This is a genomic window from Streptomyces sp. NPDC002680, assembly GCF_042889145.1.
In the GTDB taxonomy this organism is placed as follows: domain Bacteria; phylum Actinomycetota; class Actinomycetes; order Streptomycetales; family Streptomycetaceae; genus Streptomyces; species Streptomyces adonidis.
Map to the genome: position 1 here is coordinate 433,085 of NZ_JBIAQP010000002.1, position 25,722 is coordinate 458,806.

23 protein-coding genes are annotated in these 25,722 nt (G+C 70.4%); 9 read left to right on the top strand and 14 right to left on the bottom strand.

Translation table 11 applies throughout. The annotated features are described in order from the left end of the window. Nucleotides 1–32: 32 nt before the first annotated feature. The 5 genes from ACFYXF_RS08550 to ACFYXF_RS08570 all read right to left on the bottom strand — a co-directional run bounded on the left by ACFYXF_RS08550 (nucleotide 33) and on the right by ACFYXF_RS08570 (nucleotide 5,417). Nucleotides 33–896: an ABC transporter permease gene (locus ACFYXF_RS08550; protein WP_389348802.1), complete on the bottom strand. Its 864-nt coding sequence runs from the start codon at nucleotides 894–896 to the stop codon at nucleotides 33–35. After that, nucleotides 893–2,080, bottom strand: a complete 1,188-nt coding sequence (locus ACFYXF_RS08555; RefSeq protein WP_389348803.1) for an ABC transporter ATP-binding protein — start codon at nucleotides 2,078–2,080, stop codon at nucleotides 893–895. Before ACFYXF_RS08555 ends, ACFYXF_RS08550 begins: the two co-directional genes overlap by 4 nt. Nucleotides 2,081–2,316: 236 nt before the next feature. Further along, nucleotides 2,317–3,087 carry an ABC transporter permease gene (locus ACFYXF_RS08560; protein ID WP_389348804.1) on the bottom strand — a complete coding sequence of 257 codons (771 nt, stop codon included), beginning with the start codon at nucleotides 3,085–3,087 and terminating at the stop codon, nucleotides 2,317–2,319. A gap of 2 nt (nucleotides 3,088–3,089) precedes the next feature. Next, a complete protein-coding gene (locus ACFYXF_RS08565) occupies nucleotides 3,090–4,067 on the bottom strand; it encodes an ABC transporter ATP-binding protein (protein ID WP_389348805.1) in 978 nt (325 codons plus the stop codon). A gap of 9 nt (nucleotides 4,068–4,076) precedes the next feature. Further along, nucleotides 4,077–5,417, bottom strand: coding sequence for an MDR family MFS transporter (locus ACFYXF_RS08570; protein ID WP_389348806.1), 1,341 nt, complete (start codon nucleotides 5,415–5,417; stop codon nucleotides 4,077–4,079). A 104-nt stretch (nucleotides 5,418–5,521) separates the two neighbouring features. Here ACFYXF_RS08570 and ACFYXF_RS08575 point away from each other — a divergent pair, with 104 nt between their 5' ends. After that, nucleotides 5,522–6,085, top strand: coding sequence for a TetR/AcrR family transcriptional regulator (locus ACFYXF_RS08575; RefSeq protein WP_389348807.1), 564 nt, complete (start codon nucleotides 5,522–5,524; stop codon nucleotides 6,083–6,085). A gap of 97 nt (nucleotides 6,086–6,182) precedes the next feature. Here the strand turns inward: ACFYXF_RS08575 and ACFYXF_RS08580 are convergent, their stop codons facing one another. The 3 genes from ACFYXF_RS08580 to mce all read right to left on the bottom strand — a co-directional run bounded on the left by ACFYXF_RS08580 (nucleotide 6,183) and on the right by mce (nucleotide 11,847). Next, a complete protein-coding gene (locus ACFYXF_RS08580) occupies nucleotides 6,183–7,121 on the bottom strand; it encodes a cellulose-binding protein (RefSeq protein WP_389348808.1) in 939 nt (312 codons plus the stop codon). 194 nt (nucleotides 7,122–7,315) lie between these two features. Then, nucleotides 7,316–11,164, bottom strand: coding sequence for a polarized growth protein Scy (scy, locus tag ACFYXF_RS08585; protein ID WP_389348809.1), 3,849 nt, complete (start codon nucleotides 11,162–11,164; stop codon nucleotides 7,316–7,318). Between the two features lie 242 nt (nucleotides 11,165–11,406). Further along, a complete protein-coding gene (mce, locus tag ACFYXF_RS08590; protein WP_389348810.1) occupies nucleotides 11,407–11,847 on the bottom strand; it encodes a methylmalonyl-CoA epimerase in 441 nt (146 codons plus the stop codon). 147 nt (nucleotides 11,848–11,994) lie between these two features. Between mce and ACFYXF_RS08595 the strand changes: the two genes are divergently transcribed. Then, nucleotides 11,995–13,197 (top strand): acetyl-CoA C-acetyltransferase, encoded by a 1,203-nt coding sequence (locus ACFYXF_RS08595; RefSeq protein WP_389348811.1) that lies wholly within the window; start codon nucleotides 11,995–11,997, stop codon nucleotides 13,195–13,197. A gap of 37 nt (nucleotides 13,198–13,234) precedes the next feature. Next, the gene (gene meaB, locus ACFYXF_RS08600) at nucleotides 13,235–14,191 is read left to right on the top strand and encodes a methylmalonyl Co-A mutase-associated GTPase MeaB (RefSeq protein WP_389348812.1); all 957 of its coding nucleotides are present in this window, start codon (nucleotides 13,235–13,237) and stop codon (nucleotides 14,189–14,191) included. A gap of 323 nt (nucleotides 14,192–14,514) precedes the next feature. Here meaB and ACFYXF_RS08605 read toward each other — a convergent pair whose 3' ends face one another. Continuing rightward, nucleotides 14,515–15,081 (bottom strand): PepSY domain-containing protein, encoded by a 567-nt coding sequence (locus tag ACFYXF_RS08605; protein WP_389348813.1) that lies wholly within the window; start codon nucleotides 15,079–15,081, stop codon nucleotides 14,515–14,517. Between the two features lie 116 nt (nucleotides 15,082–15,197). Here ACFYXF_RS08605 and ACFYXF_RS08610 point away from each other — a divergent pair, with 116 nt between their 5' ends. Then, the gene (locus ACFYXF_RS08610; RefSeq protein WP_389348814.1) at nucleotides 15,198–15,866 is read left to right on the top strand and encodes a response regulator transcription factor; all 669 of its coding nucleotides are present in this window, start codon (nucleotides 15,198–15,200) and stop codon (nucleotides 15,864–15,866) included. Next, nucleotides 15,863–17,368, top strand: a complete 1,506-nt coding sequence (locus tag ACFYXF_RS08615; protein ID WP_389348815.1) for an ATP-binding protein — start codon at nucleotides 15,863–15,865, stop codon at nucleotides 17,366–17,368. The genes ACFYXF_RS08610 and ACFYXF_RS08615 overlap by 4 nt, the downstream gene beginning before the upstream one ends. Here the strand turns inward: ACFYXF_RS08615 and ACFYXF_RS08620 are convergent. The 4 genes from ACFYXF_RS08620 to ACFYXF_RS08635 form a co-directional block, all read right to left on the bottom strand. Next, nucleotides 17,274–17,750 (bottom strand): MarR family winged helix-turn-helix transcriptional regulator, encoded by a 477-nt coding sequence (locus tag ACFYXF_RS08620; protein WP_389348816.1) that lies wholly within the window; start codon nucleotides 17,748–17,750, stop codon nucleotides 17,274–17,276. The two genes, ACFYXF_RS08615 and ACFYXF_RS08620, sit on opposite strands and share 95 nt — an antisense overlap. Before the next feature lie 92 nt (nucleotides 17,751–17,842). Beyond that, nucleotides 17,843–18,640: an AIM24 family protein gene (locus ACFYXF_RS08625; RefSeq protein ID WP_369035620.1), complete on the bottom strand. Its 798-nt coding sequence runs from the start codon at nucleotides 18,638–18,640 to the stop codon at nucleotides 17,843–17,845. Beyond that, nucleotides 18,637–19,287 carry an AIM24 family protein gene (locus ACFYXF_RS08630; RefSeq protein WP_389348817.1) on the bottom strand — a complete coding sequence of 217 codons (651 nt, stop codon included), beginning with the start codon at nucleotides 19,285–19,287 and terminating at the stop codon, nucleotides 18,637–18,639. The genes ACFYXF_RS08625 and ACFYXF_RS08630 overlap by 4 nt, the downstream gene beginning before the upstream one ends. A 1-nt stretch (nucleotide 19,288) precedes the next feature. Next, complete coding sequence (locus tag ACFYXF_RS08635) at nucleotides 19,289–19,921, bottom strand: AIM24 family protein (protein WP_369035669.1); 633 nt, start codon at nucleotides 19,919–19,921, stop codon at nucleotides 19,289–19,291. A gap of 170 nt (nucleotides 19,922–20,091) precedes the next feature. Between ACFYXF_RS08635 and ACFYXF_RS08640 the strand changes: the two genes are divergently transcribed. From ACFYXF_RS08640 to ACFYXF_RS08655, 4 genes are all read left to right on the top strand, one after another. Beyond that, the gene (locus ACFYXF_RS08640) at nucleotides 20,092–20,445 is read left to right on the top strand and encodes a DUF3817 domain-containing protein (protein WP_389348818.1); all 354 of its coding nucleotides are present in this window, start codon (nucleotides 20,092–20,094) and stop codon (nucleotides 20,443–20,445) included. Beyond that, on the top strand, nucleotides 20,442–20,735 hold the full coding sequence (locus ACFYXF_RS08645; protein WP_105970767.1) for an MTH1187 family thiamine-binding protein: 294 nt from the start codon (nucleotides 20,442–20,444) through the stop codon (nucleotides 20,733–20,735). The genes ACFYXF_RS08640 and ACFYXF_RS08645 overlap by 4 nt, the downstream gene beginning before the upstream one ends. 105 nt (nucleotides 20,736–20,840) lie before the next feature. Then, nucleotides 20,841–22,607, top strand: coding sequence for a glycosyltransferase family 2 protein (locus ACFYXF_RS08650; protein WP_389348819.1), 1,767 nt, complete (start codon nucleotides 20,841–20,843; stop codon nucleotides 22,605–22,607). Between the two features lie 3 nt (nucleotides 22,608–22,610). Next, complete coding sequence (locus tag ACFYXF_RS08655) at nucleotides 22,611–24,566, top strand: galactose oxidase-like domain-containing protein (protein ID WP_389348820.1); 1,956 nt, start codon at nucleotides 22,611–22,613, stop codon at nucleotides 24,564–24,566. A 6-nt stretch (nucleotides 24,567–24,572) separates the two neighbouring features. Here ACFYXF_RS08655 and ACFYXF_RS08660 read toward each other — a convergent pair whose 3' ends face one another. Further along, a complete protein-coding gene (locus ACFYXF_RS08660; protein ID WP_389348821.1) occupies nucleotides 24,573–25,604 on the bottom strand; it encodes a glycoside hydrolase family 6 protein in 1,032 nt (343 codons plus the stop codon). Between the last annotated feature and the right edge of the window lie 118 nt (nucleotides 25,605–25,722).

Sequence of the window (25,722 nt, forward strand, 5' to 3'; positions counted from 1 at the left end):
CCGAGCCGAGTGGGACAGGTGAATCAGGTGACTCACACGTCCCGGCGGTCCAGCAGCACGAAGGCGCCGGCGATCGCCACGGCGGTCACGCCTGCGAGCAGGCCGAGCTGGGCGCCGCCGGCGGCGTTCTCGTCGTCCAGCCCGAAGATCTTGGCGAGGGCGTTGGGCGCGTTGTAGTCCAGCATCTTCTCGCCGATGGTCCGCAGGCTCTCGGACATCAGCAGGAACGCGGGCAGGATCGCCGGCACCAGCACGAGCCCCAGCATCGCGGTGATCGCGCCCGCCGAGTGCCGCAGCATCGAGCCGACCGCGAGGGCGAGCGTGCCGAGCAGCGAGACGTACAGCGCGCCGATGACGACCGTGCCGCCCCAGGGCTTGCCCCCGCCGCCGTTGTGCATCGACTCGGTCGCCAGACCGACAAAACCGATCGCGAACGCGGACACGACGAACGCGACCGCGAAGAAGATGATCAGCTTGGCGGCGAGCACCCGGTGACGCTGCGGCGACGCGGTGAACGTCGTACGGATCATGCCCGTGCCGTACTCGGACGAGACGACCAGCACGCCCAGCGTGATCAGGCAGATCTGCCCGAGGATCAGCCCGAAGAACGCGGGGATGGTGTACGGCACGTCCCCGAAGTCCTCGTTGGTCGTCTGCGCGGCGACCAGCAGGCCGATGCCGATGACGAGGACCAGGAAGACCCCGAGCGTCCACATCGTCGAGCGCACCGACTTGATCTTCGTCCACTCGGAGGCGAGGGCGTGACCGAGATGCGTGCGCGTGACCGGGATCGGCGAGGTGTAGGCGGTGGAGTACGAAGCGCCGGGCGCTGCCTGCCAGTTCGGCGCCGCCTGCGGCACCGGCGTCTGCGTCGGGGGCTGCTGGGGCGTGCTCATCGGGCGTCCTCGGGCTTGGTCAGGTCGGGGGCGGCGGGCTGCGCGTACGGGTTCGGGTGGGCGCCGGCGGGCGCGGCGGGCCCGTCAGAGCCGCCGTACGGCCCCGCGGGCGGTCCGAGCGGCTCAGGCGCCGAGAACGGGGGCTGACCGCCCTCCTGGGGCGGCGGCGGGGCGTACCAGCCCGGCTGGCCCTGTCCCGGCACCGGCATCTGGGGCGGCGGCTGTGCGCCGGGCGGCGGCAGCTGCTGGAGCCCGGCCCGCTGGTCGACGGTCGAGCGGTAGTCGACGGCTCCCTGCGTCATCCGCATGTACGCCTCCTCCAGCGACGCCTGGTGCGGCGACAGCTCCCACAGGCGTACGTCGGCGGAGTGCGCGAGGTCGCTGATGCGGGGCAGCGGCAGGCCCATGACGCGCAGGGCGCCGTCCTGCTCGGGCAGCACCTGGCCGCCCGCCTCGGTCAGCGCGGCCGTCAGCTTCTCGCGCTGCTGCGGCTCGGTCTCCGGGGTGCGTACGCGCGCGAAGTCGGCGGAGTTGGCGGAGATGAAGTCCCGCACGCTCATGTCGGAGAGCAGCTGGCCGCGCCCGATCACGATGAGGTGGTCGGCGGTCAGCGCCATCTCGCTCATCAGGTGGGAGGAGACGAACACGGTCCGCCCCTCCGCCGCGAGCGCCTTCATCAGGTTGCGCACCCAGAGGATGCCCTCGGGGTCGAGGCCGTTGACCGGCTCGTCGAAGAGGAGGACCTGGGGGTCGCCGAGGAGCGCGGCGGCGATGCCGAGCCGCTGGCCCATGCCGAGCGAGAACCCCTTGGAGCGCTTCTTGGCCACGTCCTGGAGCCCGACGACCCCGAGCACCTCGTCCACGCGCCGCGCCGGGATGCCCGACAGCTGGGCCAGGCACAGCAGATGGTTACGGGCGTGCCGGCCGCCGTGCACGGCCTTGGCGTCGAGGAGGGCACCGACCTGGCGGGGGGCGTTGGGCAGCTTGCGGTAGGGGAAGCCGCCGATCGTGACCTGGCCCGAGGTGGGCTGGTCCAGGCCGAGGATCATCCTCATCGTCGTCGACTTGCCCGAGCCGTTGGGGCCGAGAAAGCCGGTGACGGACCCCGGCCGCACCTGGAAGGAAAGGTTGTACACGGCCGTCTTGTCGCCGTAGCGCTTCGTCAGGCCGACTGCCTCGATCATGCTCCGCACCCACCGAAAATTTCACGACAGCGGGGCACACGCCCCCGTAAGGGTTAGGAGCTTATCGGGGAGCTGACGGTTCCCCCCAAGGGCGAGCAAAAATGTCGGGTGCATGCCCGCCCCGGCTGGCCTTGGGAAGGTCGGGGCCGCGGAACGCGCCCCGACAGGGGCGCGGGGAACTGCGCGACCAGCCCCCACCGGACCCGCGGCCAAAGAACCCCCACCCACCGAAACGCTCACGCGTCCCGCTTCTTCAGCAGCACGTACCCACCCAGCAGTGCCACGACAACCCACACCACCATGATCGCAAGCCCACCCCAGGGCCCGTACGGCGTGTCGTTGTCGACCGGAGTCACCACCTGCATGATCTTGCTGCCGGCCTGGTCCGGCAGATAGCGCGCGACCTTCTTGGTCGCCGAGACCGCGCCCAGGATGTTGGAGATCAGGAAGAAGAACGGCATCAGCACCCCGAGCGACAGCATCGGGCTGCGCAGCATCGCGGCCACGCCCATGGAGAACAGGGCGATGAGCGTCATGTACAGCGCCCCGCCGATCACCGCACGCAGCACGCCCGGATCACCGATGGACGTCGAGTGCCCGCCCAGCATCGCCTGCCCGAGGAAGAACGCGGCGAAGCTGGTGACGACCCCGACCGCGAAGGCGAGCCCGGTCGCGACCGCGAGCTTGCTCGCGAGGAACGTGCCGCGCTGCGGTACGGCCGCCAGCGAGGTGCGGATCATGCCGGTGCTGTACTCGTTCGACACGACGAGCACCCCGAACACGATCATCGCGAGCTGACCGAGACTCATCCCGGCGAAACTCGTGTACGTCGGGTCGAAGGAGAGCCGGTCCTTCTCGCTGAGGTCGCTCCACTGGTTCTTGAAGAGCAGCGAGATCAGCGCACCGAGCGCGATCGTCACGACGGCCGCGAGACCGAGCGTCCACACCGTGGACGCCACCGACCGGATCTTGGTCCACTCGGACCGGAGGACCTGGGTCGCTGCCATGCTCAGTCCTTCTTCCAGCCGTCGCCCCAAGGCCCGGGGGAGGGGGCGGCCGGGAGACCGGCCGAGGGCGGTGTGTCGCTGTGCGCGTGGTACTCGACCGACTCGGCGGTCAGCTGCATGAACGCCTCCTCCAGGGAGGCCTGCTGGGGGCTCAGCTCATGCAGCACGATGTGGTGCTGCGCGGCCAGCTCACCGATCCGCTCGGCCTTCCCGCCGTCCACTTCGAGCGTCTCGGCGCCCGCCTGTACGACGGTGATCCCGGCCGAGTGCAGGACGTCGAGCAGCCGTTCGCGCTGGGGGGAGCGGATACGGACGTACGAGCGCGAGTTCTGGTCGATGAAGTCCGCCATGGAGGTGTCGGCGAGCAGCCGCCCCTGTCCGATGACGACGAGATGGTCGGCCGTCAGCGCCATCTCGCTCATGAGGTGAGAGGAGACGAAGACTGTACGGCCCTGCGCGGCCAGGGATTTCATCAGATTGCGGATCCAGTGGATGCCCTCGGGGTCGAGACCGTTGACCGGCTCGTCGAACATCAGGATCCGAGGATCACCGAGCAGCGCGCCCGCGATACCGAGCCGCTGCCCCATCCCGAGCGAGAACCCCTTCGCCTTCTTCCGGGCGACCGCGGTGAGCCCGACGGTGTCGAGCACCTCGTGCACGCGCGCGCTGGGGATGCCGTTGCTCTGGGCGAGACAGAGCAGGTGGTTGAAGGCGCTGCGCCCGCCGTGCATGGCCTTGGCGTCGAGCAGGGCGCCGATGTACTTGAGGGGGTCCTTGAGACGGTCGTAGTGCTGACCGTCGATCCGGACGTCACCGGCGGTGGGGCGGTCGAGGCCGAGCATCATCCGCATGGTGGTGGACTTCCCGGCCCCGTTGGGCCCGAGGAAGCCCGTCACGATGCCCGGTCTGACGGTGAACGTCAGATGATTGACCGCCACTTTCTCGCCGTACCGCTTGGTCAGCCCCTCTAGCTCGATCATGCGGCCACGCTAGTTCGGGCGTTCGGCCAGTGCCACCCGGCTGGGCAAACCAAGACCGACGCCTGCCGCAACAATGGTGAACGAGGTGGCCCAGAGGAAGGCGTGCGGGAAGGTGCCGCCGCCATGGCCCCGGGTGAGCACCGCCGCGAGGACCGCGGTGCCGAAGGACCCGCCGAGTTGCTGCACGATCCGGGTGGCCGTACTGGCGTGCGGTATCTGTGCGGGCGTCAGCCCCTGGTACGCGCCGACCATGACGGCCATGTTGGCGGCGCTCATCCCGAGCCCGCGCACGGCCAGCGCGACGGGCAGCAGGACGCCGGCGGGGTTCCGGAAGGCGAAGGGGAGTGTGCCGAGCGCGGTGAGCAACAGCCCGCCGACCACGACCGGCCGCGGTCCGACCCGGTCGGTGAGCGGCCCGGTCACGCGGGCGAGCAGACTGCCGACCCCCTGCGGCGCGAGCAGCAGCCCGGCGGCGACCACACCCTCGCCGCGGATCTGCTGGTAGTAGAGGGGCAGCAGGAACATCCCGCCGAAGAGTGCGAGCCCGCCGAGGAACAGCAGCACCGAGGAGACGGCGAAGGCGCGGTCCCGGAAGAGCCGTACGTCGACGAGGGGTGCGTCGGCCCGCAGGGCGTGCACGACGAAGGCGGCGACGAGTACGGCGCCCAGGGGTGTCGCCGTCGCTCGGGCGGCGCCGTTCTCGGTGAGCCCGTACGCGAGTGCCGCGAGGCCGGGGGAGAGGAGCAGGAGGCCGGTGAGGTCGAGGCGGGGACGGCGATCGTGGTTGCCGGGGGTGTCCTTCGGGAGGGTCCGCCAAGCCAGGGAGAGGGCGAGCAGGCAGACGGGCACGTTGACGTAGAAGATCCAGCGCCAGCTGAGATGCCCGACGACCAGACCGCCGAGCACCGGACCGAGGATCGGTACGACCACCGCGGGCAGGGTGATCGCCGCCATCAGCCGGCCCAGGTTCCGGCCGCCGGCGGCGCGCATGACCAGGGTCTGCAGGACGGGCAGCAGCAGGCCGGCGCCGACGCCCTGGACGACCCGGAAGGCGATGAGCGAGCCGGTGTCCCGGGCGAGCCCGCACAGCACGGAGCCGGTGAGGAACAGGGTGAGTGAGGTGAGCCAGAGACGTCGGCCGCCGACGCGTTCCACGGCCCAGGCGGAGAGGGGGACGACGGTCGCCAGGGCGAGGAGGTAAGCGGTGCTGACCCATTGGACGGTGGCTGTGGGGGCGTGGAGGTCGGTACTGAGCGTGTGCAGGGCGATGGAGACGACCGTGCTGTCGAGGAGAGGGGCGAGGGCGCCGAGGACGAGGGTCAGGGTGAGTTTTCGGAGGGTGGGGTCCATTGCTTCTCCGGGTCCATTGGAGACGTTGCGTCTCTTATTTGGAGGATAGGCTGGCCTGGATAGGAGACGCAATGTCTCTTACCTGGCTCTCACGGAGGCATGGAGTGACCGCTGACGGTTCGCGACGGCGCGGGGCGGCCCTGGAGGCCGAGCTTCTCGACGCCGCCTGGGAGGAGCTGGCGGAGGTCGGTTACGCCAGGCTCACGATGGAGGGCGTCGCGGCTCGGGCCCGTACCGGGAAGCAGGTGCTGTACCGGCGGTGGCCCAATCGGGCGCAGCTGGTGCGGGCGGTGGTGCGGCGGCGGAGCGGGGCGTTGGGTGAACAGGTGCCTGATACGGGGGAGTTGCGGGGGGATGTGCTCGCTGTGCTGCGGGGGATGGTGGAGCGGCAGCGGGAGCTTGGGCCCGATGTGATCCATGGGCTGCTGGCGGAGGTGCCGGATGTTGATCCGGACTTCGCTCGGATCATGCGGGGGGTACTTGGCGGCGTCCTCGATCGCGCGGTGCGCCGTGGGGAGATCCCTGCGGGTGGCATTCCCGCACGCGTGGTCAGCTTGCCCGCTGATCTTTTGCGGCACGAGATGTTGTTGGGGCGGGAGCCGGTTTCTGAGCAGGTGCTGGTGGAGATTGTGGACGACGTGTTTCTGCCGCTTGTTCGCCGTGGGTGAGTGCTGCGCCGTCGTGGCTGGTCGCGCAGTTCCCCGCGCCCCTAAGACGGAGGCCCGCACCCCCTGTTCAGGAGGTACGGGCCTTCGGAACCGCTGCTTACCGGGACTGCTGCGCAGGAACCCCGCGGGTGATCGGCTCGTCGTCCGTCGTGGGGGCGCCGGCGGCTGCCACCGCTGCTCCCGTCAGGGTGGCGAGCATCTCGCGGACGTTCGTCAGCTGGGCGTTGATCGAGTCGCGGCGGTTGGTGAGAGCCGCCAGCTCGCGCTCCGATTCCGAACGGATCCGGTCGGCCTTGGCGTTCGCGTCGGCCACGATGTCCTCGGCCTGGCGCTGGGCCGTCTCGATCGTCTGGCGGGCGCGGCGCTCGGCGTCCGTGCGCAGCTTCTCGGCCTCCAGGCGGAGCTGCTCCGCGCGGTGCTCGATCTCCGCGAGGCGCTTCTCGGCCTTGGCCTGACGGGACGCGAGGTCGCGCTCCGACTGCTCGCGGCGCTTGGCGAGGTTCGTCTCGAAGTCCGCGGCGGCCTGGGCGGCCTTGGCGCGGGTCTCCTCGAAGAGGGCGTCCGCCTCCTCACGCTTGGACTGCGCGTCCTTCTGCGCCTCCTGGCGCAGCTGGGAGGCTTCGCTCTTGGCCTTCTCGACGATCCGGACGCCCTCGTCCTCCGCCTTGGACTTGCGGTCCGCAGCGAACGATTCTGCGTCGTTGCGCACCTGCTGAGCCGCCGACTCGGCCAGCTCACGGTGTTGCTCGGCCGCGCGACGGGCCTCCTCGCGCAGGTCCTTCGCCTCCTCCTCGGCGAGGCGGAGGATCTTCTCGACACGCGCGCCGAGACCGGCGTACGACGGCTCTGCGTCGCTGACCTGGGCCTGGGCGTTCTGCGTTTCGAGGTGGAGCTCCTCGATGCGCTTTTCCAGAGCAGTGATACGAGCCAGAGCGCTGTCACGGTCGGAGACGAGCTTCGAAATGCGTTCGTCCACCTGAGCGCGGTCGTACCCACGCCGCACAAGCTCGAAGCCGTAGGGGGAAGTGTCGCTCATGGGGTTCCTGTCGAATGAGACCGGTGAGGTGATAGGTGGAATCCTAGGGGGCCAAGCGGCGTGTCATAGAGCAGAAGCCTGATTGATATGGAGAATCAGACCCCTTTTGAGTGGCTAACCGGCGGGCTGCTTGCCAAAGAATTGGTCAAAGACCCCAGAAAGCCCCACAGAATGCACGCAACGCGCCCTCCGCGCTAGCCATCTGACGGCTTGCCACCCGTACGGGTGACGCCTACGGCAGCGCCCGCCTTGACGCCACCGTCCTTGTTCGCCGACGGCGCCTCAAAGGACTCCAACGCTTCCAGCACGTCCTGGACACGGGAGATCTCCGCCTGGATGTCCTCGCGGCGCCGGACGAGGATCTCCAGTTCACGCTTGCCCTCCTCGACCGTGGCCTTCGCCTCGCGGATCGCCTCGGCGCGGAGTTCCTCGGCCTCCCGGATCAGGGTGGCCTTCTTCTGCTCGGCCTCCTTCAGGAGCCCCTCGGCCTTCTTGACAGCGGCGATCCGGACCTTGCCCGCCTCGGAGTTGGCCTCCGAGACCAGGTCCTTGGCCTTCAGCTCCGCCTTGACCAGCTGCTCCTCGGCGGCCGTGATCAGCGCGTCGCAGCGGTCGCCGGTCGACTTCATCGTCTCGGCGGCCTCGCGGCGGGCCCGCTCGTGCAGGTCCTCGATCTCGGCCGTGATGCGGTCGCGCAGCTCCTCGGCCCGCTCCCTTATGGCGGTGGCGTCCCGGCGCGCGCCGACGAGCAGCTCGTCCGCGTCCGTGCGGGCCTTCTCCACCGTCGCATTGCCCCGGGACGTCGCCTGGGACACCAGCCGCTCCGCCTCGTTGCGGGCCGCGCCCACCATCGAGTCGGCCTGCGTCTCCGCCTCCGCGGTCGTCTTCTGTGCGGCCTGCTGCGACTCCGAGAGGAGCTTGTCGGCCTCGGCGGCCGTCTCCGTGATGAGCGTGTCGACCTGCTCGGCCGCCTCGGAGCGCCGCTTGTTGGCCTCCTTGCGGGCCTCGTCCAGCGTGCTGTCGGCCTCGTCGCGCGCGGTCGACATGAGCCGGTCGGCCTCCGCCGCCGCCTCCGCCTTGACCCGCTCGGCCTCCGCCCGCACCCGCTCCGCGTGCTGCTGCGCCGAACCGACCGTCTCGGCGGCCTCGGCCCGCAGCCGCTCCGCCTCCCCGGTCGCGTCCGAGATCAGCTGGTCGGCCTTGGCCGTCGACTCGGCACGGACCCGCTCGGCCTCCGCGTTGGTCTCCTCGGTGAGCCGCTCCGCCTCCGCCGTCACCTCGGTGATCAGCGTGTCGGCCTGCGTCGCCGCGTCCGAACGGATCCGGTTCGCGTCCTCGCGGGCCTCCGCACGGCTGCGCGAAGCGTCCTGCTCGGCGTTCGCGATGGTGTCCGAAGCCTCCGTACGCACCCGCTGGGCGTGTGCGGCGGCGTCCTGGCGGATCCGCTCCGCCTCGGCGATCGCCTCGCCCACCGTGCGCTCGGCGAGGATCTTGGCGTGCTCCGACGCCTCCGACGCCTCGCGCCGCACCCGGCTCGCGTCCTCCGAGGCCCGCTCCCGCTCGGAGTAGGCGTCGGCCCGGACCCGGTCCGCCTCCTCCGACGCCTCGCGCCGCATCCGGTCGGCGACGTGCTCGGCGGCGGAACGCAGCCCCTGGATCTCCTCCTGGGCCTGCTCGTGCAGCCCCGACACCGACTCCCGGACCTGCTGGGCGTGCTGCTCGGCCGCCGACACCATCTCGTTGGCGCGCCGGTCCGCCTCCTCGACCAGCCGTACGGCCTCGGTCTGGGCGTCCTCCACGCGCCTGCGCGCCGACGCCAGCAGCTCCTCGCTCTGCTCGCGGGCCCGCTCTCGCTCCTGGTCGGCCTCCTGGCGGGCGGAACCGAGGGTCTCCTCGGCCTCGCGGCGCCGCCTGGCAGCCTCCTCCTGGGCGGCGGCCAGCGTCTCCGACGCCTCCGTCGCCAGCCGCTCGGCGGCGGCCTGCGCCTCCGCCCGTACCCGGTCGGCGGTGTCCTGGGCCTCCGACTTCAGCCGCTCGGCCTCGGCCGCCGCGTCCGACCGCAGGCGTACGGCGATGGCCTCGCCCTCCGCCCGGGACGCGGACGCGTCCGCCGCCGCCTCGTCGCGCAGCCGCTGGATCTCCGCGTCGGCCTGCGCCTGGAGGCTCCGGACCCGCTCGGCGGCCTCGGAACGCAGCCGCTCCGACTCCTCGGACCCCTCGCGGCGGATCCGGTCGGCCTCCGCGCGGGCGTCGGTGAGCGCCTGCTCGGCCGCGGTGAGCCGGTCCTCGGCCTCCGTGTGCAGCCGGGTCAGCTCGGCGGCGGCCTCCTCGCGGCGCGCCTCTATGGCCCGCTCGGTCTCCTCGCGCAGCTCGCGCGAGGCCTGCTCGGCGTCCGCCGCGATGCCCTCGGCCTGCTCGACGGCCTCCGCGCGGTGCCGCTCGGCCTCCTTGCGGGTGCGCTCCAGGGTTTCCTCGGCCTGCCGGCGCAGCGTCGTCGCGCGCTCGATGGCCTCCGTACGGACCTTCTCGCTGTCCGTCTGGGCGGTCTGGCGCAGCTCGTCCGCGTCCGCCTTCGCCTTGCCGAGCAGCTCCTCGGCGGTCCTGGCCGCCTCCTCGATCTGCTGGACGGCCTCGCGGCGCGCCTCCGCGCGGATGCGCTCGCCCTCGGCGACCGCGTCGGCGCGCAGCTGCTCGGCCTCGCCGCGCAGCCGTCGGGCCTCTTCCTGAAGCTCGACGGTCTTGGCGCGGTACTCCTTGGTGTCGTCCTTCGCCGTGCCCTTGAGCTGCTCGGCGATGTCGTGCGCCTCGGCGCGCAGCCGGTCCGCCTCGGTCTCGGCCTCGGCGCGGATGCGCTCGGCCTCCTCGGTGGCCGCCTTGGTGGTCGACTTCGCCTCCTCGGACGCCCTGTTGAGGACGTCCTCGGCGGTGCGGGCCGCCTTGGCGAGCTGGGAGGCGGTCTCCTCGGCGGTGAGACTGCGGGCGGTCTCCTCGGCCTCGGCGACGATCTTCTCGGCCTTGGCCTTCGCGTCGGCGACGACCTCCTCGGCGGACGCCTTGGTGGCCTCGGCCTCCTGGCTGGCCTCGGTGACCAGCCGGGCGACCTGCTCCTTCGCCGTACGGGTGCGCTGCTCGTTGGCGGACTCGGCGCTGGAGGTCGTCTTGGCCGCGGACTCCTTGGCCTCGGTGACGACCTTCTCCGCCTCCAGGCGGGCCTCGCGCAGGGCGGCCTCGGCCTCCTGCATCCGCTGCTCGGCGGCCCGGCTCAGCTCGGTGGCCTGGCGGCGGGCGCTGTCCGACTCCGTCATCGTGGAGCTGCGCAGCTGCTCGACGTGGTCGGCGGCCTCGCGGGCCTCGGTGGTCGCGCTGTTCAGGAGGCGGTCGGCCTCGGCACGGGCCCGGCGCAGCAGCTGGTCGGCCTCCGCGCGGGCGGCCTCGTTCTCGTTCTGCAGCCGCTGCCTGGCCTCGTTGGCGACCCGCTCGGCCTCGGACCGGGCGGCGGCCAGTGCCTGCTCGGCCTCGGACCGCGACTCGTCGACCAGCCGGCGCGCCTGGGACTCGCTGCGGGCCCGCAGCTGCTCGGCCCACGCCACGTTCTCGTTGACGTGCGACTCGACGGTCTGCCGTCGCTCGGCCAGCTCCTGGTCGAGCTGCTGGCGCCGGGTGACGGCCTCCTGGTGCAGCTCGGCCTGCAAGCGGGCCGCCTGCTCGGCGTGCTCCTGCAGGATCCGCTGGGTCTGGGCGCGCGCCTGCGACATCTCGCGCTCGGCGTCCTGGCGGAGCTGGTCCGCCTGGATCTGCGCGTTCCGCAGCAACTGCTCGGCCTGATAGCCGATGTCGCCGCCGTCATAGGCGGGCCGGGACATGAGAGTGCGGCGCGCCTCGTGAAGCTTGGCGCGCAGCACCTCGACCTGGTAGCCGAGGTCCTCGGCGTGCTGAATCGCCTTTTCCCGCTCGGTCTTCAGCCGCTCCATCTCGGCCTCGAACCGAGAGAGGTGGTCGACGTCAGCCGCCGGCTCTCGCTCCTGGCGTTCGTAGCCCCGCACTGCGCGGTCCCATCCGTCCCTGGTCGCAACCTTCTCCGAACGAGCCACGTCCGTCCGCCGAACGAGGCCCCCGGGGAATGGTGTCAGATCAACGGCGAAGCACGGACTCCCGCCCTCACCCTCGGCCCCCGAAACCTGAACCCCGGCCCTCGGATCCCCACCTCCACACATCAGGACCCGGACCGCTGCCCGAGTACACGGCAGCGGCCGTCCCCAACCCTACCGGCCCATATGTACGAGGGTCAGTGCTCAGGTGACTCAACAGCCGCCGAAGTGACCAGTTCTGTCAGTACTCCGTGGCAATCCTTCGGGTGCAGGAAGGTGATCCGCGACCCCATGGAGCCGATCCGTGGCTCCTCGTACAGAACGCGTACGCCCTTCTCACGGATGTCCGCGGCCTCGCTGTCCACATCCGCCGTACCGAAGGCGATGTGGTGCACACCCTCCCCGTTCTTGGCCAGCCACTTGCCCACGGCGGAGTCCTCGCGGGTCGGTTCCAGGAGCTGGAGGTAGGAGGCCCCGCCGTCGTCCGTGTTGTTGATCTTCAACATGGCCTCGCGTACGCCCTGCTCCTCGTTGACCTCGGAGTGGAACACCTCGAAGCCGTACGTGGCCCGGTAGAACTCGACTGTCGTGTCGAGGTCGAAACAGGCGATCCCGATGTGGTCGATTCGCGTCAGCATGGTGTTAGTGCAGCGCTCCTGCGGTGGTTACGCAACGTGCGCGCGATCACACCGACGGCCCGATGACGGAGGCACTACCGCTCAGTACATTCAGGTAAACCCTCGTTCACACTCCTCAGCTCTCCAGCTGAAAGGGGATCGCTCCTCATGTCAGGAACCAACAGCACCACCTCGGTGATCGTCTCGGGCGCGCGCACGCCCATGGGACGGTTGCTGGGCTCGCTGAAGACCTTCTCCGGAGCCGACCTCGGCGGCTTCGCGATCAAGGCCGCCCTCGACCGTGCGGGGATCGGCGGCGACCAGGTGCAGTACGTGATCATGGGCCAGGTCCTGCAGGCCGGCGCGGGCCAGATCCCGGCCCGCCAGGCGGCGGTCAAGGCCGGCATCCCGATGAACGTCCCGGCGCTGACCATCAACAAGGTCTGCCTCTCGGGCCTGGACGCGATCGCGCTGGCGGACCAGCTGATCCGCGCGGGTGAGTTCGACATCGTGGTCGCGGGTGGCCAGGAATCGATGACGAACGCCCCTCACCTCCTCCCCAAGTCCCGTGAGGGCTTCAAGTACGGCGCGATCGAGATGCTCGACGCGATGGCGTACGACGGCCTCACCGACGCCTTCGAGAACATCGCCATGGGCGAGTCCACGGAGAAGCACAACACCCGCCTGGGCCTGCTGCGCCCCGAGCAGGACGCCATCAGCGCCCTCTCCCACCAGCGTGCGGCGGCGGCCCAGAAGAACGGCGTGTTCGAGGCGGAGATCACCCCGGTGGAGATCCCGCAGCGCAAGGGCGACCCGATCGTTTTCAGCCAGGACGAGGGCATCCGGGCGGAGACGACGACGGAGTCGCTGGGCAAGCTGCGCCCCGCGTTCACCAAGGACGGCACGATCACGGCGGGCACGTCGTCGCAGATCTCGGACGGTGCGGCGGCCGTGGTGGTCATGAGCAGGGCGAAGGCCGAGGAACTGGGCCTGGAGTGGATCGCGGAGATCGGCGCCCACGGCAATGTGGCGGGCCCGGACAACTCCCTCCAGTCCCAGCCCTCCAACGCCATCCAGCACGCCCTCAAGAAGGAGGGCCTGGCCGTCGAAGATCTTGACCTGATCGAGATCAACGAGGCCTTCGCGGCGGTCGCGGTCCAGTCAATCAAGGACCTCGGGGTGTCCACGGATCGGGTGAACGTCAACGGCGGTGCGATCGCCCTGGGCCACCCGATCGGGATGTCCGGCGCGCGGCTCGTCCTGCACCTGGCCCTGGAACTGAAGCGGCGTGGTGGTGGCGTGGGCGCGGCGGCCCTGTGCGGGGGCGGCGGTCAGGGTGACGCGCTGATCGTGCGGGTACCGAAGGCATAACGGGTATCTGTACGGCCGTAATCGGAACGGAGATGTGATGCAGGACGTCCCCACGCTGGTGGCGCAGGCCCGGGAAGGCCGGCCGCGGGCCGTGGCCCGGCTGATCTCCCTGGTGGAGGGGGCGTCCGAACAACTCCGCGAGGTCATGGCCGCGCTGGCACCGCTGACCGGCAACGCGTACGTGGTCGGCCTGACGGGATCGCCGGGCGTGGGCAAGTCGACGTCGACGTCGGCGCTGGTGACGGCGTACCGGCGACAGGGCAGGCGGGTCGGCGTCCTCGCCGTCGACCCGTCGTCGCCGTTCTCGGGAGGCGCCCTCCTCGGCGACCGCGTCCGCATGTCGGACCACGCCTCCGACCCCGGCGTCTACATCCGCTCGATGGCGACCCGGGGCCACCTGGGCGGCCTGGCGTGGGCCGCCCCGCAGGCGATCCGCGTCCTGGACGCGGCGGGGTGCGACGTGGTCCTGGTCGAGACGGTGGGGGTGGGCCAGTCGGAGGTGGAGATCGCGGCGCAGGCGGACACGAGTGTGGTGCTGCTGGCGCCCGGGATGGGGGACGGCATCCAGGCGGCGAAGGCGGGCATCCTCGAAATCGGCGACGTGTATGTCGTCAACAAGGCGGACCGGGACGGCGCGGACTCCACCGCGCGTGAGCTGAACCACATGCTGGGCCTGGGTGGGTCCCGGGCGCCGGGGGACTGGCGCCCGCCGATCGTGAAGACGGTCGCGTCGCGGGAGGAGGGTGTGGAGGAGCTGGTGGAGGCGCTGGAGAAGCACCGGGCGTGGATGGAGGAGCGGGGAGTGCTGACGGAACGCCGTCGGGCCCGCGCGTCCCACGAGGTGGAGACGATCGCGGTGACGGCGCTGCGCTCGCGCATCGGCGATCTGCACGGGGATCGGCGTCTGAGCGCGCTGGCGGAGCGGATCGTGGCGGGCGAGCTGGATCCCTACCGGGCGGCGGACGAGCTGGTGGCGGGGCTGACGGAGCGCTGAGCTGCGGGCCGAGTTTCTTCGCCCCCGCCGCCCCTACCCGTCCCATCCCTGGGGGCTGCGCCCCCAGACCCCCGCCACGGCCCTGAACGGGCCTTGTCCTCAAACGCCGGACGGGCTGGGGGTGCCTGAGGTCGGCGTTCGGGGACAACCGCGCTCGGCCTGCCCTTTCCCCGCCCACCCACCCCCACCGCACTTCAGCACCGGCCGGGGCTTGATCTTTCAGCCCGTCCGGCGTTTGAGGACGAGCGCGTTCAGCGCGACAAAGGGGGGTCTGGGGGCGCAGCCCCCAGGGATGGGAACGGGTAGGGGCGGCGGGGGCGAGATCAGTCCGCGGTCACCTTTGTGATCTCGCCCGTGTCCAGGGTCACCGCCCACTCACTCGTCACCCCGTCCTTCACCGTCTCCACGCCCCACACCACCGCCCCGTTCTCATCGTCATCGCCCCCCACCTCCGTAACCGCCCCCTTCGCGGCAGCGACAAGCGCCGCATCCCGTGCGTCGAACTTCGCCCCCTTCAACGCCTCCAGCTCCGCCAGGTCCTCACTGTCGCTCTCCCCCTCCTCGGCGTCCCGCTGCGCGCCGAGCACCTTCCCGTCTGCCGAGACCTCGACGGCGTACTCCGCCCCGTCGTCCGCCACGACATCCACCCCCCACGCCCCGGCGTCACCCCCGTCGTCGTCCAACTCGGCGGAGACGACCGTGCCCGGGGTGTGCCGCAGCGCCGCCGCGATGGCCTCGGCGGCGGTGACGCCGTGCACGTTCGCAACGCTCACCCCGGACCGCGCGGCAGCCGTCCCGTCGTCGCCCGCCGCGAAGGCGGCGACGGTGCCGCCGGCCAGGGCGGCTGCGGTGAGGGTGGCGATGACGATGTTCCGCTTCCTGGGGTTCATGGGATTCCTGCCTCTTCGCTCGTTTCGATGACGACAACCAAGCTGCCCGACCCCGCCTGAAGCAGGCCTGAAGTCACCTGAAGGCGTCTTCAGGTTCGCTTTGCGACGCTGTACGCATGCGTTTGCTGATAGTGGAGGACGAGAAGAGGCTCGCCCTGTCCCTCGCGAAGGGGCTGACGGCCGAGGGCTACGCCGTGGACGTCGTCCACGACGGCCGCGAGGGGCTCCATCGGGCGACCGAGACGCCGTACGACCTCCTCGTCCTCGACATCATGCTGCCCGGCCTCAACGGCTACCGCGTCTGCGCGGCCCTGCGCGCCGCCGGCCACGATCTACCGATCCTCATGCTCACCGCGAAGGACGGCGAGTACGACGAGGCGGAGGGCCTCGACACGGGCGCCGACGACTATCTGACCAAGCCCTTCTCGTACGTCGTTCTGGTTGCCCGCGTGAAGGCCTTGTTGCGTCGGCGCGGGGCGGCGACCGGTGCCTCGCCCGTCCATGTGATCGGTGAGCTGACCGTCGACACCGCCGCCCATCGCGTTCACGTCGGCGCGGACGAGGTCACCCTCACCGCCAAGGAGTTCGCCGTCCTGGAGCAGCTCGTCCTGCGGGCCGGCGAGGTGGTGTCGAAGGCGCGGATCCTGGAGCACGTCTGGGACTTCGCCTACGACGGCGACCCGAACATCGTCGAGGTGTACGTCAGCACGCTGCGGCGGAAGCTCGGCGCCTCCCTGATCCGGACCGTGCGCGGCGCCGGGTACCGGCTGGAGGTACCCCGGTGAGACGCGCCCTCGGCTCCGTGCGGGCCCGGGCGACCCTCGGCGCCACCCTCGTCGTCGCGGTCGCGCTGGTCGCCGCCGGGACCGCCGTACTGCTCTCCCTCTGGTCCAATCTGAGCGGCCAGGCCAGTACCCAGGCCGAGCGGACCGCACGGGCGGTCGCCGCCGACCTGGCGGCCGGGACCGCGTACGACCAGCTGTCCCTCGATGACGACGACCGGCCCGTCCAGGTCGTCGACGCGGCCGGGCGCCTGGTCGCGGCCAGCGAGGACCTGGAGCGGATCAGCGGTACGGGGGTGGGGGCGGTACGTCCGCAGGCCGTCACGGGGGACACCGGCAGTTCCGAATCCACAGACGACGACTCCCTCTCGGACGGTGAGATCGACGACGACGTCTCCTTCACCGACGGGTCCGCCACCGTCGACGGCGACGACGCCGACTACCGGTTCGCCGCCGTACGCGTCGAGGCCGACGGCAGGGGCACCCTCACCGTGTACGCCGGCGCGCCCCTCTCCGCCGAACAGGGCGCCGTCAGCACCGCGTTGACCGTCATGCTGATCGGGTTCCCGCTGCTGCTCGGTGTCGTCGCCGGCGTCACCTGGCTCGTGACCCGGCGTGCGCTGCGTCCCGTCGAGGGCATCCGGGCCGAGATGGCCGAGATCACCGCCTCCGAGGACCTCGCCCGGCGCGTCCCGGTGCCGGACACGCACGACGAGGTCGCCCGTCTCGCCCGGACCACCAACGAGACGCTGGCCGCCCTGGAGGCCTCCGTGGAACGCCAGCGCCGGTTCGTCGCCGACGCCTCCCACGAGCTGCGCAGCCCCATCGCCTCCCTGCGCACCCAGCTCGAAGTAGGCGCCGCACACCCGGAGTTGCTGGATGTGGAGGGGGCCGTCGAGGACACCGTACGGCTGCAGCGCCTCGCCGCCGATCTGCTGCTGCTCGCCCGGCTGGACGCGGGGGAACGGCCCGCCGACGCCCGCTTCGACCTCGCGGAACTGGTTCGGGAGCAGGTGGAGGGGCGGGTGGGGGTGACCATCGAGTCGCAGGTGAGCGTGGAAGCGGCCGGGTCCCGGGGGCAGTTGGGGCGGCTCCTCGCCAATCTGCTGGACAACGCCCAGCGGCACGCCCGGTCGGCCGTCACCGTGGCCGTGCGGCGGGAGGGGGAGCGGGTCGTCGTCGAGGTCGCCGACGACGGGGACGGGGTGCCGGAGGCGGACCGGGAGCGGGTGTTCGAGCGGTTCGTACGGCTCGACGACGCCCGCAGCCGCGACGACGGCGGCGCCGGGCTCGGGCTCGCCATCGCCCGGGACGTCGCCGTACGGCACGGCGGCACCCTCACCGTCCGGGAAGCGCGGACAGGCGGAGCCCTGTTCGAGCTCCGCCTGCCTGTCGCCCAGGCCCGTAGCCCTAGGGTCGGCCTCGCTGGCCGCGCAGATGCTGTGCGACCGGGCGGAGCGACCTGTCCAGGTCGGCCAGTGCCTCCGCGGGGAGCAGATCGATGAAGTGCCGCCGCACCGACGCCACATGATGCGGGGCGACCCGGTTCATCGTCTCCATGCCCTGTTCGGTGAGCACCGCGTACAGGCCACGCCGGTCGGATTCGCAGTTCTCGCGGCGGACCAGGTTCGCGTTCTCCATGCGGGTGATCTGGTGCGAGAGGCGGCTCTTGGACTGGAGGGTGGCGGACGCGAGGTCGCTCATCCGCATCCGGACGTCCTCGGACTCGGAGAGGTTCACCAGGATCTCGTAGTCGTTCATCGTCAGGCCGAACGGTTGCAGGTCCTTTTCGAGCTGGTACGCCAACAGCCTGTTGACCTCCAGGTGGGTGCGCCAGGCGCACTGCTCCGCATCGGTCAGCCAGCTTGTGGCCGTCTCGGTCTCCATGAATGAAGTCTACCTAAAAGGTTGAAAGGCGAACTAGCGAGGGTGGTGTGACGGCGTGCACACGTTCGACGTCACACTCCGCAGACTACCGCTCACAGCCCGAAGCGACGCTGGAGGTCACCGAGCTGTCCGGGAAGGCGCGGTGTGCCCGGTTGCTGTGGGTGGCCTGTGGGGGCGTGGCCGCCGCCCGGTACTCCCGGCTCGTGCGGAACCGCTCCCGTGGCCTGCTCCGCCATGAGCGTCTCGCTGGACTGGAGCAGCACCGTGCCCGCCCCGACGAACTCGAACTGGTGCTCCTCGCCGGAGGCCCCGCCCAGGCCCGTCATCGCACGTAGGCCGCCCATCAGGCCTGTCATGTACCCATGGTCGTAGTGGTGGCAGGGGGAGGGGCAGTCCGCCCAGCCGACCAGGGCCTGCGGGTCCACCCGGATCGGGGGTTCCATGAACACCACGGGGCCGTTTGACGCGGCCACGAACTTGCCCGTCCCGATGAGGGTCAGGAAGCCCGGCACGATCGACTGCTTGAGCGCGAGACTTGGCTGAAAAGCGAGAAGGTTGCCCGAGCGAATGGTCAGGTTGCCGTCTTCCAGATCGTACGAATTCACGTCGAAGGCCCGGTCGGCGAGCAGCATCTTGCCCGAACCCTCGGCGACGACCCAGTCACTCGCGTGCAGAGGCGAATGAAAGGACGTACGGACAAGACGGTCCAGGCGGCCGTGTCCGATGCCGTTGAACTCCATCGTGCCGTAGTAGGCGATCATCTTGCCCTTCTGCAGGAACCACTGGCTCCCCTTGAGCTCCACGCAGAAGGTGTAGTTGTTGACGTTGTCGTCGGACGGCAGCGTCATCGGGTCGTGGACGACGGGCCCCGCGCCCGGGTAGGTGGTCACAGCTTCTCCTCCGACGCCTGGACGTACACCGCACCACTGCCGCTCAGTTCCAGCTGGAACGCCTCGCCCGAGCCGCGGCCCACCATGTCGCGCCAGCCCAGCGCGGTGGACAGCTTGTTGCGGACGTCGCCGTGGTGCGCGACGTACGCCTGCGGGTCGACATGGACCGGGCGCTGCGGGGTGATCGGGACCTCGATGACCCCGCCGTGGGCCATGACGGCGACCGCGCCGTGTCCCTTGAGGGTGGTCGTGAACAGGCCCTGGCCCGTCACCTGGCCCCGGACCATGCCCATGACGCCGCCCTGCGAGCCCATGAACATCGTGCCCTGCTGGAGGGTGCCGTCGAAGGCGAGGAGACGGTCCGCCTCGACGCACAGCGTGTCCCCGGCGAGCTGGATGACCTGGATGTGGTGGCCGCCGTGCCCGAACAGGACCGTGCCGCTGCCCTCGACCGTCATCAGCGGCGTCGCCTCGTTGGCGACCCGGCGGCCGATCATCGACATGATCCCGCCCTGGCCGCCCTGCATGTTGGGCGTGAAGGACACCTCGCCCTTGTAGGCGAGCATCGCCCCGCGCTGACTGAACAGGCGCTGGCCGGGCATGACGGTCGCCTCGACCATCTTGGAGTTGATCTCACGGAAGGGCATGTCACACATCCCCGGCGATCGTGTTGCGCTCGCTGGGCTGGACGTACACCAGGCCGTCGCCCTCGAAGCGGATCTGGAAGGCCTCGCCGCCGCCCTCGCCCATGAACGTGCGGAACGTCACACCGGACTGGAAGGACTGCCGGACGTTGCCCTGGTGCGCGATGTACGCCCCCGGGTCGACCGTCAGCGGGAACTGCGGGCTCACGCGCAGCACCACCGCAGGACCGTCCGACATGATCGCCGCCTGGCCGTGTCCCTCGACGGTCGTCGTGAACAGGCCGTTGCCCGTGGACGCGCCGCGCATCCCCGTGAACGACGTGCCCGTGCGCAGGCCCGAGTCGGTCGCGAGCAGGTTGCTCGACTCGACGTAGAGCTTGTCCCCCTGGAGGCCGACGAGGTTGATCTCGGAGGCGCGGTCGGCGAACCAGCACGTCCCGTGCCCCTTCACCTCCATCAGTTCCATCTGCTCGCCGGTGATCCGCCGGGTCACCATCCCCCGGATGCCCTCACCGCCGCCGCTGAGCTTCTTGAAGTCCATCTGTCCGTCGTACGCCACCATCGAGCCGTTCTTCGCCTTCACGGCGTCTCCGGTCATGTCGACGGCGAGCACCTTGCTGCCTTGAAGTCGAAACATCGCCACGGAGGGAAGGTAGCCTCCCGGGCACCCCCGGGGACAGATCCCGAAGGTGGAGATCGTCCCTGAACCTCCCCCTAGGGGCCGACCCCCAGCCCGGTCGCACGACCGGCGAATGCCACAATGGGCGAACGTTTGTGCGCCCATTCACAAAGCACCGAAGGTGACCCGTGGACATAAAGACCGCCTCCGCCCTCCGCCGCCTGCGCCTGGTCTCGGCCCCCGAGGCCGTCTCCTTCCTGCTCCTCCTGGTCTGCTCGGTGCTGAAGCGGACCACGGACTTCAACGCGGTGCCCGTCATGGGCATGGTGCACGGGGTTCTCTTCATCCTCTACGTGATCTTCTGGGCGGACGCCTGGAACCGCGCCAAGTGGTCCCTGAAGACCGGGCTCCTCTACTTCGTCCTCTCCGTCCTGCCCACCGGCGGCTTCTTCGCCGAGCGCAAGCTGCGCCGCGAGACCGAGGACGCGGTCATCGCCTCCCGTGCCCGCCAGGCCCAGCAGGGAGAGGTCTCCAAGGCATGATCGTCGCCTTCTCCGTGACGCCCCTCGGCGTCGGCGAGGACGTGGGGGAGTACGTCGCCGACGCCGTCCGTGTCGTCCGTGAATCCGGGTTGCCCAACCGCACCGACGCGATGTTCACGTCGATCGAGGGCGAGTGGGACGAGGTCATGGACGTCGTCAAGCGTGCCGTCGCCGCCGTAGAGGAACGCGCGCCGCGCGTCTCCCTCGTCCTCAAGGCCGACATCCGCCCCGGAGTGACGGACGGTCTGACCTCCAAGGTCGAGACGGTGGAACGCCACCTCTCCCAATAACCGTCCCTTTCGGAAATCCACCCGGCTGGACGCGTCCGGTTCGACACGTCGCCATATCTCCACTTCTGTGGGGATATCGGCTTCGTTCGATCACTGGAGGGCGCTGTGCGGCCGGAGGGCTACGACTACGACACCCACAGCCGGCTGGCCGGACCGCTCACCGAGGCACCGGTCGGAGCGCCCTACAGCGTGCGCTACACCTCGCTCCTCTCCCGTGAGCCGCGCCGAATACGCGCCGTCCTGCTGATGACCCTCGCGCCGCTGCTCACCGGCGCCCTGCTCGTCTACCTCGTCTGGCCCACCCACTGGGTCGAGCGCGAGGGCGGCGACGCGTGGATGGTCCATCTCGACATCGCGATGCTCGTGGCCATCGGGCTGATCGAGCTGTTCATGGTCGTCAACGTGGTGTCCATCGCCCACGCGACCATGGTCGCCCGCGACCCCGTACCCGTCGTACCGGAGTCCGGCACCCGCGTCGCCTTCCTCACCACGTACGTCCCGGGCAAGGAACCCCTCGCGATGGTCCGGGCCACCCTCGAAGGCGCGACCCGCGTCCACCACACCGGCCCGCTCGACGTCTGGCTGCTCGACGAGGGCGACGACGAACCGGCCAAGGCGCTCTGCGCCGAGCTGGGCGTACGGCACTTCAGCCGGTACGGGGTCCCCGAGTGGAACCGGGCCAAGGGCGTCCACAAGGCCCGTACCAAGCACGGCAACTACAACGCGTGGATCGCCATGCACGGCGACGAGTACGACTTCTACGCCTCCGTCGACACCGACCACGTCCCGCTCCCCAACTTCCTGGAGCGGATGATGGGCTTCTTCCGCGATCCGGACGTCGCCTTCGTCGTCGGCCCCCAGGTGTACGGGAACTACACCCACCCCGTGACCAAGGCGGCCGAGTCGCAGCAGTTCCTCTTCCACGCGCTCATCCAGCGCGCCGGGAACCGCTACCGCGCCCCCATGTTCGTCGGCACCAACAACGTCGTACGCGTCGCGGCCGTCAAGCAGATCGGCGGGCTGTACGACTCCGTCACCGAGGACATGGCCACGGGGTTCGAGCTGCACCGGCGCCGCAATCCGAGGACCGGGCGGCACTGGCGGTCGGTCTACACGCCGGACGTGCTCGCCGTGGGCGAGGGGCCCGCGTCCTGGACCGACTTCTTCACCCAGCAGATGCGCTGGTCGCGCGGGACGTACGAGACGCTCTTCAAGCAGTACTGGAAGGCGCCTTTCACCATGCCTCCGGGCCGACTGTTCTCGTACACGCTGATGCTCGTCTACTACCCGATGACCGCCGTCAACTGGTTCCTCGGGATGCTGAGCTGCTTCCTCTTCCTCTGGTTCGGGGCGTCCGGCACGCAGGTCGCGGCCTCCGTCTGGCTGATGCTCTACAGCGACGCCGCCGCCCTCCAGATCGGGCTGTATCTGTGGAACCGGCGGCACAATGTCTCGCCGCACGAGCCCGAGGGCTCCGGTGGGCTGGCCGGGATGGCGATGTCGGCGCTCTCCGCGCCGATCTACCTGAAGTCGTTCGGCGCGGCCCTGCTCCGCCGCCCGAGCCGGTTCGTCGTCACGCCCAAGGGCGGGGACGCCAGCCCCGACCGGCTGCTCACCTTCCGCGTCCATCTCTTCTGGGCCGCGCTCCTCGCGACCTCGCTCGTCGCCTCCGTACGCCTCGGCCACACCCATGTGGCCATGCGCACCTGGGCCGTTCTGGCGATGGTGATCTCCCTGGCGCCGGTCGCGGTGTGGCTCGCGACCCGGCGAAAGGAACACGGGGAACCCGGGGAGATCAGGGAGCGCGAGGAACCCGCGCTCGCGACCAGCACGGTCGCACCGGTCTCCAGCACCCCGACAGGAGGCAACTAGGCCATGGCCTACCAGCCGTCGAAGAAGACCAAGAAGACCGTCCTGGGCATCGGGGGCGTCGCCCTGCTCGCCGGTCTCAACGCGCCCGCCGTGCTCGACTTCGCCGGTGAGCGGTACCACGAGTACAAGATCGCCCAGCCCGGCTACCAGGCGAAGTACGGCTCCTGGAGCGCGATCGACATCCCGAAGGAGTTCCGCACCAACGCGATCCACGCGGCGCTGCTGCACACCGGGAAGGTGCTGATCGTCGCGGGCTCGGGGAACGAGCAGAAGAAGTTCGACAAGGGTTCGTTCGACACGGTCCTGTGGGACCCGAGGAACGACACCTTCAAGCGGATCGCCACGCCCGACGACTTCTTCTGCGCCGGACACGCCCAACTCCCCAGCGGACGGCTTCTGGTGGCCGGCGGCACCGCCCGCTACGAGCTGCTCGACGGCGAGGTCGAGCGGGCGGGCGGCGGGATGCGCGTCAAGAACGAGAACCCCGACAAGCCGATCGTCCTGAAGAAGGGCACCCGGTTCCGGTCGCCCGCCGGGGTGGAGTACGTCAGCCGGTTCGACGTGACGGTCCCCAAGGCGAAGCGCACGCAGAAGATCACGTACAACGCGGCCGGGGTCATGCAGCCCTGGGTCACGAAGGTCGTCGCGAGCGAGGCCCGGGTCTTCGTCGAGGCGGCCGCACCGGGGCCCGTGTCGATCACCGCCAAGCAGGCCCAGTACGAGATCGTCGGCCTGAAGGGCAAGGAAGCGGACAACACGTACGGCCTCTCCGAGAAGATCACCATGGACAAGCAGGACTTCCAGGGGATCAGGGCGGCGTACGAGTTCGATCCGAAGGCCGAGAAGTACATCCCGGTCGACCCGATGGACAAGGCGCGCTGGTACCCGACGCTGGTCGGCCTCGACGACGGGCGGGTCCTTGCCGTCTCCGGTCTCGACGACGTCGGGGCGATCGACCCCGGGGACAACGAGATCTACGACCCGAAGACCAAGAAGTGGACGCCGGGCCCGAAACGCTACTTCCCCACCTACCCGGCCCTGTTCCTCACGAAGGGCGGCAAGCTGTTCTACCCGGCGTCCAACGCCGGCTACGGGCCCGCGACGATGGGCCGGGCGCCGGGCCTCTGGGACCTGGAGAAGAACACCTTCGAGAAGGTGCCGGGCCTGACGGACGCGGACGAGACGGAGACCTCGGCGTCGGTGCTGCTGCCTCCGGCGCAGGACCAGAAGGTGATGATCCTGGGCGGTGGAGGCGTCGGCGAGTCGAAGAAGGCGACGCGGCGCACGGCCGTCGTCGACCTGAAGAAGGACAACCCGGTCTTCGAGGCGGGCCCCGACCTCCCCCAGGGCACCCGCTACCTGAACAGCGTCCTGATGCCGGACGACACCGTGTTCACGTCCAACGGCTCCGCCGACTACCGGGGCCGTAGCGCCAGCAACATCCTCAAGGCGCAGTTCTACGACCCCAAGGCGAACGTGTTCCGGGCGGCGGCCTCTCCGAAGGTGGGCCGCAACTACCACTCCGAGGCGCTGCTGCTGCCCGACGGCCGGGTCGCCACGTTCGGCTCGGACCCGCTCTACGACAACCAGCAGAACACCAAGCTCGGCCACTTCGAGCAGCGCATGGAGATCTTCACGCCGCCCGCACTGCACAAGAACGGCAAGGGCCGTCCCGTGCTGGGCGACGGCCCCCAGGAGACCGACAAACTGGGCCGTGCGACGTTCGACACGGCCCACCCCGAACGAGTGGCGAAGGCCCGTCTGATGCGCCCGAGCGCGGTCACGCACACGACGGACGTCGAACAGCGCTCCATCGACCTGCCCCTCAGCAAGGACCGCACGTCGGTGACGGTCGACGTACCGAAGGACCGGACGCTCGTCCCGCCCGGCTGGTACATGCTGTTCGTGACGGACGCGAAGGGGACGCCGTCGGAGGCGAAATGGATCCAGGTGAAGTGAACGGGGCTATGGGGTACGGGAGTTGCGGGCCAGTCCGAGTGCGTACTCCGGCCACCAGCGCCCGGCCGTCGGTCCGCCCCGGCACTCGCCGTCCGACTCGCCGGGCCGCTTGATCCACAGGTAGGCGTCGAGGGCGGGCTCGCCGGTACGGGTGGTCGGGCGGGTGCCGAGGGCGCGGCCGGGCGGGTTGCACCAGGCGTCGCTGCTGTCGCCGCGCAGCGGTCCGTTGCCGTTGCGGCTGCTGTCGACGACGAAGTGCTTGCCGTCGAGGGCACGGGAGAGCCGGACGCCGTACGTCTTGGTGGCCGCGTCCGTCTGGAAGTTGGACACATTGAGCGCGAACCCGTCGGCCCGACCGACCCCGGCCCGCCGCAGGGGTTCGACGAGCTTGCGGGGCTCGTCGATCCAGTCCGGGTTGCCGGCGTCCAGATACACCTTCGTACGGGCCTGCTGCTTGAGCCGAGCGACGGCGTCGGCGAGCAGCTGCTCCCGCTCGGCGTGGTACTCGCCGGGAGTACAGCCGTCCACGACGTGCGCGACCGCGTCCGGTTCGAGGACGACCAGCGCCGGACTGTCCCCGAGGGCGTCGGCGAACCGCTCGACCCAGGCCCGGTAGGCATCGGCGTCGCCCGCCCCACCCGCGGAGTGCTGACCGCAGTCGCGGTGCGGAATGTTGTACGCCACGAAAAGGGTCGTACGTCCGTCCCGTGCCGCCGCTCGGGTGGCGGCACGGATCACCGGCACCGGGTCGTCGCCGGCGGGCCAGAGCGCGGCGGGCTGCTCGGCGATACGTCGCAACAGCCGCGCCTCGCGGCCCCGCCCCTGCTGCTGCCAGAGCCGCACTTGGCGGGCGGCGGGGGAGGCCGGATCGACCCAGAACGCCTCGGAACCGGCGGCGGAGGCCTTCTTGGTGGCACCGGAGATGACGGCGGCCTCGCCCACCTCGGGCGCGGGCCCGCACCCCGCCGAGAGCCCGAGCACCGTGAGCATCGCGGGCGTCGCGAGGGTGAGGGTGAGGGTACGGATCAGCCGGGACACGCTGCTCCCCTGGGAAAAGATGACGCCTGGTGACGGCCAGTGACGATCGGTCAGTAATCGTGACACAGGGAGACTGACCGTCGGGGCCGCGACACCGGGGGCGGGGGCCCCGAGGATC

Bases quoted from the DNA above. Each gene is read 5' to 3' on its own strand.
- ACFYXF_RS08550 (WP_389348802.1), bottom strand. From the start codon at position 896: ATGAGCACGCCCCAGCAGCCCCCGACGCAGACGCCGGTGCCGCAGGCG.
- ACFYXF_RS08555 (WP_389348803.1), bottom strand. From the start codon at position 2,080: ATGATCGAGGCAGTCGGCCTGACGAAGCGCTACGGCGACAAGACGGCC.
- ACFYXF_RS08560 (WP_389348804.1), bottom strand. From the start codon at position 3,087: ATGGCAGCGACCCAGGTCCTCCGGTCCGAGTGGACCAAGATCCGGTCG.
- ACFYXF_RS08565 (WP_389348805.1), bottom strand. From the start codon at position 4,067: ATGATCGAGCTAGAGGGGCTGACCAAGCGGTACGGCGAGAAAGTGGCG.
- ACFYXF_RS08570 (WP_389348806.1), bottom strand. From the start codon at position 5,417: ATGGACCCCACCCTCCGAAAACTCACCCTGACCCTCGTCCTCGGCGCC.
- ACFYXF_RS08580 (WP_389348808.1), bottom strand. From the start codon at position 7,121: ATGAGCGACACTTCCCCCTACGGCTTCGAGCTTGTGCGGCGTGGGTAC.
- mce (WP_389348810.1), bottom strand. From the start codon at position 11,847: ATGCTGACGCGAATCGACCACATCGGGATCGCCTGTTTCGACCTCGAC.
- ACFYXF_RS08595 (WP_389348811.1), top strand. From the start codon at position 11,995: ATGTCAGGAACCAACAGCACCACCTCGGTGATCGTCTCGGGCGCGCGC.
- meaB (WP_389348812.1), top strand. From the start codon at position 13,235: ATGCAGGACGTCCCCACGCTGGTGGCGCAGGCCCGGGAAGGCCGGCCG.
- ACFYXF_RS08605 (WP_389348813.1), bottom strand. From the start codon at position 15,081: ATGAACCCCAGGAAGCGGAACATCGTCATCGCCACCCTCACCGCAGCC.
- ACFYXF_RS08610 (WP_389348814.1), top strand. From the start codon at position 15,198: ATGCGTTTGCTGATAGTGGAGGACGAGAAGAGGCTCGCCCTGTCCCTC.
- ACFYXF_RS08620 (WP_389348816.1), bottom strand. From the start codon at position 17,750: ATGGAGACCGAGACGGCCACAAGCTGGCTGACCGATGCGGAGCAGTGC.
- ACFYXF_RS08630 (WP_389348817.1), bottom strand. From the start codon at position 19,287: ATGCCCTTCCGTGAGATCAACTCCAAGATGGTCGAGGCGACCGTCATG.
- ACFYXF_RS08635 (WP_369035669.1), bottom strand. From the start codon at position 19,921: ATGTTTCGACTTCAAGGCAGCAAGGTGCTCGCCGTCGACATGACCGGA.
- ACFYXF_RS08645 (WP_105970767.1), top strand. From the start codon at position 20,442: ATGATCGTCGCCTTCTCCGTGACGCCCCTCGGCGTCGGCGAGGACGTG.
- ACFYXF_RS08655 (WP_389348820.1), top strand. From the start codon at position 22,611: ATGGCCTACCAGCCGTCGAAGAAGACCAAGAAGACCGTCCTGGGCATC.